Source organism: Micromonospora orduensis, assembly GCF_006228125.1.
Classification (GTDB): domain Bacteria; phylum Actinomycetota; class Actinomycetes; order Mycobacteriales; family Micromonosporaceae; genus Micromonospora; species Micromonospora orduensis.
This window is the reverse complement of the sequence record NZ_VDFY01000158.1, coordinates 29,713-41,308: the sequence shown is the minus strand read 5'-3', so window position 1 is coordinate 41,308 and position 11,596 is coordinate 29,713. Positions and strand designations below refer to the sequence as shown.

Sequence of the window (11,596 nt, the reverse complement as noted above, 5' to 3'; positions counted from 1 at the left end):
GCGGATCGGAAGTCACCTATAGGTCATCTGACGTAACCTCAGCAGGCGGCGTGGTCGACGGCGGCGAGCAGATTGCCGTCCGGAATGGCGATCCGGGTACGTCCGCCGGCAAGTTGGGCGGCGGCACGCCGGGCCTGGAGGGGGCCGTGCTCCCGGCGTGCGCTGGCGTAGCTGGCGGCGGTGCGCGCCGCGATCGTGGCCCAGCCGTACCGTTCGCCGACCATGGTGCGGGCCCTGCGGGCCACCCGGCGGGCGAAGACCTCGTCGCCGAGGAGCTGACCGACCGCACCGGCGAGCGCGTCCGGGTCGCTGTGCGGGAACGTCACACCTGTCACGCCGGGCTCGACGATCTCGGCGAGGCCGCCGGTGCGGGCCACGGCGAGGGGCGCGCCGGCGGCCGCCGCCTCCAGCGCCACCATGCCGAACGGTTCGTAGAGGCTGGGCACCACTGTCGCGTCGGTGGCGCCGAGCACCGCGGGCAGTTGGGTGGCGTCGAGGAAGCCGGTGAAGCGGACGGTCGAGCTGAGCGCCAGCCGGCGGGCCTGGGCCTCCAACTCGGCGCGGTACGGGCCGTCGCCGGCGATCACCACGCGCAGCCCGGGGTGCTCCTCGCGCAGCCGGGGCAGCGCGTGCACGAGATGCTGGACCCCCTTCTCGTAGACCAGCCGCCCGGCGTACCCGACCAGCGGGCCGCTGCTGGCGAACCGGGCGCGGGCCGAGGCGACCGCACGCGGCCGCGCCCGCCAGGCGCGGTCGTCGACCCCGTTGGGCACCACGTCGACCTGCGCGGCCGGCAGGTCGAACAGGGTGGTGACCTGGTCGCGCATGTACCCCGAGCAGGTGATCACGCGGGTGGACGAGCCGCTGAGCCAGTGTTCGACGCCGTGGATGGTGCGGTTCATCTCCTCGGGCAGCCAGCCCTGGTGCCGGCCGGCCTCGGTGGCGTGGATGGTGGTGACGAGCGGGAGGTCCAGGTGGTCGCGCAGGGTGATGGCGGTGTGGGCGACGAGCCAGTCGTGGGCGTGGATGACGTCGTACGAGCCGGCTTCGGTGGCGCGCAGGGCGGTGCGGGTGAGGGTGTGGTTGAAGGCCATCGTCCAGGCGAGCAGGGAGCTGGTGACCAGGGGGAAGGTGACGGGGTCCTCGGGGGCGCGCAGGATGCGCACGCCGTCGGCGTACTCCTCCAGGGGTGCGCCGTCGCTGTGGCGGGTGACGACTGTGACCTCGTGGCCGGCGGCGGCGAGGGCGACGGAGAGGGCGTGCACGTGTCGGCCGAGGCCGCCGACGAGCACCGGCGGATACTCCCAGGAGAGCATCAGCACCCGCAGGTGTCGGGCGGGGTGGATGTCGATCACGTGGGCGTCGGGTGACATGCGGCCCCCTTTGAGTTGTCCCCGGGCGCGCGCCGACCGACACCGGAGTCGGTGTCGCCGTCGCGTCTGGATCGGGGCCAATCCTGCCGGGGCCGAGATAACCAGCGGCGACACCGCCGTTGCGGTCGTGTAAAGCGCTACTGGCCCTTTCGGCGTACCCGCAGCAGCTCGGCCACCGACCATGCCTGGAAGGGGCAGCCGGTCGCGGAGTGCGGCGCGAGGCCGTCGGCCGTCTCGCTTACCGATCCTAGCCCATATTCGGTCAGATGGGCCTCAATGCCGATGAATACGTCATCGACCGACATCTTGCTCCGGCGGCACGCGTCCACGTACGGGCCGAGCAGCCACGGCCACACCGTGCCCTGGTGATAACCGCCGTCCCGCTCGGCGGGACCGCCCTGGTGCCGGCCCACGAACTCGGGCGAATCCGGGGCGAGACTGCGCAGCCCGAGCGGGGTGAGCAGCCCCGCCGCCACCCGCCGCAGTGTCTGCTCGTCGGGCTCCAGCGGCGCGAACGGCAACGACCACGCCAGCAGCTGGTTCGGGCGCAGCGCGTCGTCGTCGTGCAGGGCGGCGCCACCCAGCGGGTACGCCGGCGCGGGCGCGTCCAGCACGTCGTGCAGCCAGCCCGTCGGGGCGGGGAACCGGTCCCGGAACGAGGCGACCGCCTGCCCGTGCCGCCGCCACAGCTCGGCCGCGTCCTGCCCGGCCAGCTCGGTCAACTCGGCGAGCCCGGCCAGCCCGTTGATCCACAGCGCGTTGACCTCGACCGGCTTGCCGGTACGCGGGGTGACCGGCACCCCGTACACCCGGGCGTCCATCCAGGTCAGGGCGGTGCCCGGGGCGCCCTGGGCGAGCAGCCCGTCGGCCGGGTCGACGGCGATCCCGTAGCGGGTGCCGGCCACGTGCGCGTCGACGACCGTGCGCAGCGCCGGCAGCAGCTCGTCGCCGAGATCGGTGTCGCCGGTGACCGTCACGTGCCGGCTCACCGCGTGCAGGAACCACAGCGTGCCGTCGACGGTGTTGTACTCCACCCGCCCGGTGTCGGCCGTGTTGGCGAGCATCCCCTCGGACAGCGTCGCCGCGTACGACCGCAGCAGCTCCCGACCCTCGTCGGCGCGGTTCGTGCAGAGGAACAACCCCTCGTACGAGATCATCGTGTCCCGCGACCAGGCGCCGAACCACGGGTACCCGGCCACCACGTCGACCGCCGCGCCGCCGGGACGGATCACGAACGCGTCGGCGGCCAGCGCGAGGGTCGCGTCGACCGGGTCGGCGGACTGGGCCGTCGCCACCACCTGCCGGTTGCGCCGCCGGGCCGTCGCCACGATCTCCGTGGCGCTCGGCGGCTCCTCGTCGAGCCGGCCCGCCCAGGCGCGCACCGACACGGTGTCACCGGGGCGTTCCAGCTCGCCGGTGAAGCGTCCCGCGTACCAGAGATCCTCGTCGGGGTGCAGGCCCCGGTGGGCCTCCTCCCGGTGGTGCACGCCCAGCCACCACTGCCCCTCGGGCGCCCAGCCCGGGCCGGCCAGCCGGTACGCCCCCTCGACCACCGCGCCGTCGGCCACCGCCTCGACCTGGGGTGTCGGGCCGTCGGCACGCCGTTCGCCGTGCGCGTCCCGCCAGGTGCAGGCGGCGGACAGCTCCAGCCGGACCGGACCACCCGCGATCAGCCGGTGCACCACCGCCACGCAGGAGCGGCCCGGCAGCATGGCCAGCTCCCGTTCGATCACCACGGCGCCGATCCGCCACCGCCACCGGGGCAGCCCGTCGACCAGGTCGAAGCGTTCCAGCAACTCGAAGCCGCGCGGGTCCACGACGCCGGAGGACCATTCGTGCGCGCCGAGCCGCACCCGGGCGCCGGACGGCAGGGTGACCGCCGGATCCAGGCTGACCAGTCCCACCTGGCGGGACGCGGGAGTTTCGCCGGGCACCACCAGCAGACCGTGGTAGCGGCGGGTGCGCAGGCCGCCGACGGTGCCCATCGCGTACCCGCCGACACCGTCGGGCACCAGCCATTCCCGGCTCGCCGCGCTGCCCAGATCGCCACAGACCTGCGGGCCGAAGTGAATGTCGATCAACTTTCCTCCACCGGCGGCGGGGTGTAACACGCCACGACGAGAATGGCCGCTGTGGTCAAGTACCGCGGCGGCGTCAAAGATGTGCACGTGATCACTGACCGTTCGTCCTCCGACGCCCCGCCACCCGACGCTGAGCGGCTCCGGCTCGCCCAGGCCGACTCGGGTGAGCAGGATTGGCGCGCATGGGGTCCCTATCTGTCCGAACGGGCGTGGGGGACGGTACGGGAGGACTACAGCGAGCACGGTACGGCCTGGGACTACTTCCCGCACGACCACGCGCGGTCCAGAGCCTACCGGTGGAACGAAGACGGGATGGCGGGCGTCTGCGACGACCGACAGACCTTCGCGTTCGCCCTCGCGCTCTGGAACGGCAAGGACCCGATCCTCAAGGAGCGGATGTTCGGCCTCGGCGGTGACGGCGGCAACCACGGGGAGGACGTCAAGGAGTACTGGTGGTATCTCGACAGCACCCCGACGCACTCCTGGATGCGCTGGCGCTACCACTACCCGCAGGCCGCCTTCCCGTACGACGAGCTTGTCGCGGTGAACGCGCTGCGCGGCCGGGACGACACCGAGTACGAGCTGGTGGACACCGGGATCTTCGACGACGACAGGTACTGGGCGGTGACCGTCGACTACGCCAAGGCGTCCCCGACCGACCTGTGCATGGTGATCACCGTGGCCAACCGGGGCGACCGGGCGGCCACGCTGCACGTGCTGCCCACCCTGTGGTTCCGCAACACCTGGTCCTGGGGCCTGCCCGGGGGCGACCGGATTCCCCGGCTGACCGGCGAGGGCGCCCGGCTGGTCGGTGAGCACCGGGTGCTCGGCCAGTTGCTGCTGGAGGGCGACGGTGACCCGGTGCCGCTGCTCTGCGACAACGACACGAACGCCGAGCGGCTCTGGGGACTGCCCGGCCGCTCGGCGTACCCGAAGGACGGCATCAACGACCACGTGGTCAACGGCGCGGCCACCGTCAACCCGGCCCGGGAGGGCACCAAGGGCGCGCTGCACTACGTGCTCGACGTGCCAGCCGGTGGGCAGCGGCAGATCCGGCTGCGGCTGACCCGTACCGCGTCGCCACCGGCCGCCACCCCGCCGCCCCCGGCCGACCTCGGCGCGGGGTTCGAGGCAGTGGTGTGGGCCCGCCGGGCCGAGGCGAACCGCTTCTTCGCCGGGGTGATCCCGCCGGCCGCCACGCCCGACGAGGCGCTGGTCGCCCGGCAGGCCATCGCCGGGCTGATGTGGGGCAAGCAGTTCTACCACTTCGACGTCAAACGCTGGCTGGAGGGCGATCCCGGCTCGTCGCCCCCGCCGGCCGGGCGCCGGCACGGGCGCAACAGCGCCTGGTGGCACATGACCAGCTTCGACGTTATCTCCATGCCCGACCCGTGGGAGTACCCCTGGTACGCGGCCTGGGACCTGGCCTTCCACTGCGTGAGCATCGCCCGCGTCGACCCGGGCTTCGCCAAGGACCAACTGCTGCTCCTGCTGCGCGAGTGGTACCTGCACCCCAACGGGCAGATCCCGGCGTACGAGTGGGCGTTCGGGGACGTGAACCCGCCGGTGCACGCCTGGGCGGCGCTGAAGGTCTTCGAGATCGACGGCGGTCGGGACTTCGAGTTCCTGGGCCGGGTGATGCACAAGCTGCTGCTCAACTTCACCTGGTGGGTCAACCGCAAGGACACCGGCGGCAACAACGTGTTCGAGGGCGGCTTCCTCGGGCTGGACAACGTCGGGCCGTTCGACCGCTCGGCGGCGCTGCCGGTGGCCGGTGTGCTGGAGCAGTCCGACGGCACCGGCTGGATGGCCATGTACGCGCTCAACCTGCTGGACATGGCGATCGTGCTTGCCGAACACGACCGGACGTGGGTGGACACCGCCACCAAGTTCTTCGAGCACTTCGCGTACATCGCCGCCGCCGCGTACGAGCAGGGGTTGTGGGACGACGAGGACGCCTTCTTCTACGACGTGCTGCGCCTCGCCGACGGCACGAAGGTGCCGCTGAAGGTCCGTTCGGTGGTCGGGCTGCTGCCGCTGGCCGCCACCACCCGGCTCACCGCGAAGACCCTGCACCGCCTGCCGGAGCTGGGTGCCCGGCTGCGCTGGTTCCTCACCAACCGCCCCGAGTACGCCCAGGTGATCGGCACCCGCCGGCTCGGCCCCGACGGGCGCCAGCAGCGACTGCTGTCCATGGTCGGCCCGGAGCAGGTGGTCCGGTTGCTCGCCCGGATGCTCGACTCCGACGAGTTCCTGTCCGACTTCGGGCTGCGTACGCTGTCCCGCGCCCACCTGGACAAGCCGTTCTCGGTGACCCTCGGCGGGCAGGAGTTCTCCGTCGGGTACGAGCCGGCCGAGTCCACCAGCGGCCTGTTCGGCGGCAACTCCAACTGGCGCGGGCCGATCTGGATGCCGACGAACTTCCTGCTGATCAGCGCGTTGCGCGACTACGCGGCGTTCTTCGGCGACGACCTCCAGGTGGAGTATCCGACCCGCTCCGGTGTGAAGCGGACGTTGGACGAGATCGCCAACGACCTGTCCGCCCGACTGATCTCGCTGTTCACCCAGGACGACTGGGGGCGACGGCCGATCTACGGCGCGTGCCGCATCTTCCAGACCCACCCGGACTGGCGGGACCTGGTCGCCTTCCCCGAGTACTTCCACGGGGACAACGGGGCAGGGCTGGGCGCGTGGCACCAGACCGGCTGGACGGCCCTGGTCGCCGACCTGATCCTCACCCTGCGCCGCTGACGTCCTCGGGGGGCACCGGATACCGAGGCAGAGGGAGCGGCGATGAGCTGGACTGACTGTGCGGGTGGCGGGGTCGGCTCCGCCGACGACGAATCGGTCTGTGGGTGACCGTTCCTGATCTCGATCCGGTCTAGGTCGGGTGACGGATCGAGCTGACTCGTTGACCTGACCGGCGAGGTCCGCTTCGCTCTGCGTGGGCGGGTAGCCGCCCGGAAACGGGGGCACCGCCATGGATTCTGCGGAGGCATCGGCGCAAGCGGTTCCGCCACCGGCGCGGCGGCGATCGCGAACGATGGCGGCGGCGGGCGTGGTGATCGTCGTGTTGGTGGCGGCGGGCGTGGTCGGGTGGCGGGTCGCGGTGGCCGAGCGGGAGGAACCGTTGCGCCCGGTGGCTGCCGGAGTTGGGGAGGTGTTCACCGATCTGCCGGCCCACCTGCCGGAGCCGACGCGGGTGACGGACCTGCCGACCGACCGTGCGGCGGGTCCGGGCGCGCTGATCTACCACCGGAAGATCAGCACCGGCAGGTACGACCCCGGCAGCCGTTCGTTCGAGCAGAACGACGTCTACCTGGTGACGCGGTCGGGTGAGCAGTTCCGGATCGGGCGTACCCCCGCCGACACCGGCCCGCTGAACCTGTCACTGTCACCCGACGGGCGCTGGCTGGCCGCCGAGCGCGACGGTCGGTGGCGGATCCGGGACCTGTCGGGCACGGCGGAGTACGAGGTGGCGGCCGGGTACGAGTTCTGGCTCTGGTCCACTGACGCCCGGTCGGTGCTGCTCGCCGAGCCGAGCGCCGCCGGTCGGGCCTTCGCCACCATGGCGCTGCCCGGCGGCGACGTACGCCTCCTGGGTCTGCCGCTGTCCGCCCTCGGCGGCGAGGTGGCGTTCATCGCCGGCCGGGAGCTGGCGGTGTACGACGCGAACCCACTGGAGAGCGTCTCCGCGACGCAGGACCTGACGCTCTCCCTTCGCGACGTGCTCACCGGCTCGTCCCGGAACCTGACCGTGATCGGGTCCGGTCAGCTCAGGCCGGGCGAGGCGGTGGGCCCGATGGTCGCCCTCTGGCGCACGGGCGGAGACCCGCCGACCATCTGGATGGAGGTGGGCCGGCCCGACCTGGTCCCGGCCGACCTTCCGGAGGGGCCGCTGGTGGCACCGTCGGTGGCGCTGCTGGGCGTGGACGTGACATCGGGAGCCCCGATGACCAGGGTCGAGATCCCCTCCACCGGCGGGCGGCAGCTCTGTCTGGGCGTGGTGGCCGACGGTGTCGCGCTGCTGCGCTCGACCACGGGCGGCACCGAGTTGATCGTCGTCGACCCGCGCCACGACACCCGCCGTGTGGTGACGACGTTCCCCGAGGCGGTGACCGTCCTCGTCCCGGGGGCGCGGGTGTAGTCACCCGGTGCAGGGCTCGGGCCCGAGTCGTCCCCAGGCCACGTAGGCGGCCAGCGCGAGGTACACCGCGTTGAGCACGATGAACCTGCCTCCACCGTCGACGGCGAACTCGACACGGTCCTGACGCTGCGCATCGACGACGGCCTCGTCACCGGGCTCTACGCCGTCCGCAACCCCGAGAAGCTGTCGCACATGCGACGCGCGACCTCTCTGCGTCGCCGAATTGCGGCCGACACGGCTGGTGCGGAACTCCCAGATATCGTCCGTGGTTGATTGTCGGGCCACCCGGGACGGCCCGGACGGGTGGCCCGGTCGACCGGATTTCCGGAACTTCCGACTGAAGCCAGGCTGAACCACGCTGTACGCGGCCAACTACCGTGGTTGGCATGACGGGCCGGCGACCGCGGTTGTTCATCAGCAGCGCTCAGGGTTACCTGAGTCAATACCGAAGTGCCGCCATTCAGATGGCTTCCCGGGTCGGCTTCGAGCCGGTCTACATGGAGGATTTCGGTGCCCAGGCGCCGCCCCCGCTCGAGGTCTGCCGAGCGGGCGTGACGGGCAGCGACGTGCTGTTGCTCCTGATCGGGCACCGGTACGGGTCGCGGCCGCCGGGCGAGACGAGGTCGTACACGGAGGTCGAATACGACTGGGCCACCGACGGCGGACTGCGGGTCCTCGTGTTCGTGGTCGACCCGGATCACCCTTGGCCACCAAAGGAACTCGACCGGTCCGACGAGGACCGGACGGCGGTCCGGGTATTCGTCGACCGGGTGTCATCCAAACACACCGTCGACCGCTTCGGAGACGTCGGCGACTTTCAGGCGGACCTCGCGGTCTCTCTCATGCGCGAGCGCGACAACCTCGTCAATTCCGAATCCTGGGCCACGACCGAACGCTATGCCGCGCGCCGCGCTCCGAATCTCGTCGCCTATCCCAGTTACACGGGGGCGGCACACTTCACCGGCCGAGCCGGAGAACTCGCTGAACTCGATGACTGGTGTGGTGGCGAGAGCGGGCCGGTACGAGTGCTGGAGGCCATCGGTGGCACAGGCAAGTCGGCACTGGCCTGGACGTGGTTGACGGGCAGCGCCGTCAGTGCGGCTCCGCGCTGGGCCGGCCGGTTCTGGTGGAGCTTCTACGAGGGGTCGTCGTCGGTCACGCACTTCATCGTGGAGTTCCTCGCCTATGCCCGGCCGGAGCGGGACACCAGCACCCTGACGTCGAGCCAGCTCGTAGCGGAGGTCGAGGACGTGCTGGCGTCGGGGCCGTACCTCCTGGTCCTCGACGGGGTGGAACGGCTCACCCAGGCGTACCACCAACTGGATCCCTCGAAGGTGACCGACGAGGACGTTGCCCGCAGTGGACACCACCGGCCCAACGCCATCGTCGATGTCGCGGCCTACGATCTTCTGGCCCGGCTATCCCGGGCGAAACCGTCACGGATTCTGATCACCACACGGCTGACTCCGGACGCGTTGCTCGGTTCCGGGGGTCGACCCACCGCCGGCGTCACCGTGCAGAAGCTGGGCGGTCTCGGTCCCGACTCCACCGCCACGCTCGTCGCAGACCTCGGCGTGACCGGCAACCCCGAGGTGGTGACCCGCTTCTTCAGCAAGCTCGACTACCACCCGCTGGTCATCGAGATCGTCGTCGGCCTGGTGAACAACTACCGGCGCGCGCCGGGTGACTTCGACGCCTGGAGCGAGGACCCGCTGCACGGGGGTAGCTTCCGGCTCTCCGAGCAGGAGTTCGTACACCGGCGGGCGCATGTCGTGGCGGCCGCCCTCAAGAACCTGGACCAGGCGAGCGCCCGTGTCCTGCGATACCTGTCCGCCCTGTCCAGCGCCGCGGACTGGGACCTCGTGCAGGATCTCAACCCGTTCCTTCCGGGCAAGCCCCGACGTCAGCCTCCCGACCTCAGCTCGCTCGGGCCCCGCCCGATCCTGACGTGGATGCCACCCGGGCCGGAGCGGGCGGAGGCCCTCGGCGCGCGGGACCGGTGGGACGCCCAGGCTCGTGAGCTGACGGGCGCCGCTGCCCGCGCCCACGCCGACGAGATGCGCCGGTGGGCCGCCTCACGGGAGACCCGCCTCGCCCTCGTCGAACTGGAGAAGGCCCTCCGGGACCTCGAGGACCGAGGGCTCCTCTGGTGGGACCGGGTGGCCAACAGGTACGACCTGCATCCGGTCATCCGGGCCGCCGCTCACGAGGGCATCGACGTCGACGGCCGGCTGGACGTGTCCAACCGGATCATCGACCACTTCGCCTCCTGGCATCCGCCCGCCGAGATCCGCACGGTCGAGGATCTCGCTCCCGCGATCACCGCCTTCCGGGCCCTGGTCGACGCCGGTCAGACCGAGGCGGCGCTGCGGGGCATCGGTGGCCACCTTCCCCAGCTACTCGACCTGGGCGCCTTCGCCACAGTCGTCGAACTCCTCGAACCGCTGGCTGACGGTCCCGAGAGTTGGTGCCAGGACTACCTCATGGAGGCGTGTGCGGCGCTGGGCAATGTGGCCGACGGACTCGCGTACCACGAGAGGTCGGTCACGTCGGCGCTGGCGGAGCGCGACCCGATCAGGGTGGGGATCTACCTCAGCAACATCGCGGGGTACATGAGGGAACTGAACCGCTTCGCCCTCTCGGCTCGGGCGCTGGAGCTCCTGGAGCGGCTCATGAAGGCGACCGGTGAGGACGGAGGAGACCGGGCGCGGATCCTCGCTCAGCGGGCCGAGGAGTCGCTGAGAACGGGCGATCTGGAACCGGTTGCAGCGCTCGTGACCGGGGCGCGGGCCTTGCCCGCCAATCCCTACGACCGCCACTTCGTCGAACGTCTGGACATGGTGGACCTCTACCTGCGGCTCAGGTTGGGCACACTCACCTTCGAGGACCTCGACCGTGCCGGGTCGATGGAGCGGTCCATCTACTACCGGCTCGATCTGCTCGAACTCCGATTCGATCTCGCGACGCGTACCGGCGAGTTGGAGGTCGCCCTGGACGCGGCGAACGACATGGCGCGGCTGTATCGCGATATCGGGCGCCCGCACAGCACAGCGCGCGTGGCCTGGGCGCTGGCCGCGCTGCGCCGGCCCGAGGCCCCGCTGGTCCTCGAGGAGGCCACGGCGATCGAGACGCGGTTGGAGCCGTGGCTGCGCCAGCCGGGGTACATAGCCGACAGCCTCGTCCTGCTCGGTCGCCCCGACGAGGCGCGCACGTACGCGCTGCTCGCCTATCGGGCGGCCTGGGGGGACGGGCCGGGGTTTCACGACGTCGAGGAGGTCGCCACGGCGGTGGCGCGGCTCGAGGTGCTGGGTGAGGCGGTGCCCCACATCGAGGCCGGCGACGTCGGCTCCTTCGAGTGGGAGCCCGCGTTCAACGACTTCCTCGCCTCGTACACCCGGTTCGGCCTGGCCTTCCTCCGGCCGTACATCCGGCGGTCAGGCGTCGACGCGTCGATCGCCGAGACCTGGCCCCAACCGGACGGCGACTGGACGGGGTGGCTCACCGCGATCGCCAGGTCCATCGTCGGTGCCGACGGGAGCGCGCACCTGGAGGTCGCGGCACAACTCCGCAGTGTCCTGGAGGAGCGGGTCGGTGCGGTGATGGCCGCGACTCTCGTGGAGCAGGGGCATGCTGAGCTCCAACGACTGGAACGTTCCGACTTCGACACCACGGAACGTCTGATGAACGAAGCACTCGCGAACCCCGCCTGGGCGGGTCATATCCGTGCCGCGCTGGCCCGTCCGGCCGACGAGGTCGTCGCCGCCCTCGTGGAGGTCATCAACAGGTACTGGCTGGCGAAGCACCGCGCCCACTATCCGCGGGTGGTTTTCTCGGTGGCGGTCACGCTGGCGGAAGCGATCGTCGCCGAACTGCGCGATCCCGGACCGGATGAGGAGACCGGCGCTGGCTGACCCCGTTGTCGGGGCCTCAGCGCGGTGGGCATGGGTGCCTCCGGTGAGCACGGCACCGGTCCAGAGCAGTCACCAATCTGTCAC

6 protein-coding genes are annotated in these 11,596 nt (G+C 71.3%); 3 read left to right on the top strand and 3 right to left on the bottom strand.

All coding sequences use genetic code 11. The features are described from left to right. Window positions 1-38 precede the first annotated feature (38 nt). Complete coding sequence (locus FHG89_RS15810; RefSeq protein ID WP_208760990.1) at window positions 39-1,373, bottom strand: glycosyltransferase family 4 protein; 1,335 nt, start codon at window positions 1,371-1,373, stop codon at window positions 39-41. Window positions 1,374-1,510: 137 nt separating this feature from the next. Continuing rightward, window positions 1,511-3,454 carry an amylo-alpha-1,6-glucosidase gene (locus tag FHG89_RS15805; RefSeq protein ID WP_139585150.1) on the bottom strand — a complete coding sequence of 648 codons (1,944 nt, stop codon included), beginning with the start codon at window positions 3,452-3,454 and terminating at the stop codon, window positions 1,511-1,513. A 42-nt stretch (window positions 3,455-3,496) separates the two neighbouring features. Between FHG89_RS15805 and FHG89_RS15800 the strand changes: the two genes are divergently transcribed. Both FHG89_RS15800 and FHG89_RS15795 read left to right on the top strand, forming a co-directional pair. Beyond that, window positions 3,497-6,205, top strand: coding sequence for an MGH1-like glycoside hydrolase domain-containing protein (locus tag FHG89_RS15800; protein ID WP_139585149.1), 2,709 nt, complete (start codon window positions 3,497-3,499; stop codon window positions 6,203-6,205). 307 nt (window positions 6,206-6,512) lie between these two features. Continuing rightward, window positions 6,513-7,601 (top strand): TolB-like translocation protein, encoded by a 1,089-nt coding sequence (locus FHG89_RS15795; protein WP_139585148.1) that lies wholly within the window; start codon window positions 6,513-6,515, stop codon window positions 7,599-7,601. Here the strand turns inward: FHG89_RS15795 and FHG89_RS33345 are convergent, their stop codons facing one another. After that, entirely contained in the window at window positions 7,602-7,793 is a 192-nt protein-coding gene (locus FHG89_RS33345; RefSeq protein ID WP_208760989.1) for a hypothetical protein, read from the bottom strand. A 194-nt stretch (window positions 7,794-7,987) separates the two neighbouring features. Between FHG89_RS33345 and FHG89_RS15785 the strand changes: the two genes are divergently transcribed. Then, complete coding sequence (locus FHG89_RS15785) at window positions 7,988-11,512, top strand: DUF4062 domain-containing protein (RefSeq protein WP_139585147.1); 3,525 nt, start codon at window positions 7,988-7,990, stop codon at window positions 11,510-11,512. Window positions 11,513-11,596: the final 84 nt, after the last annotated feature.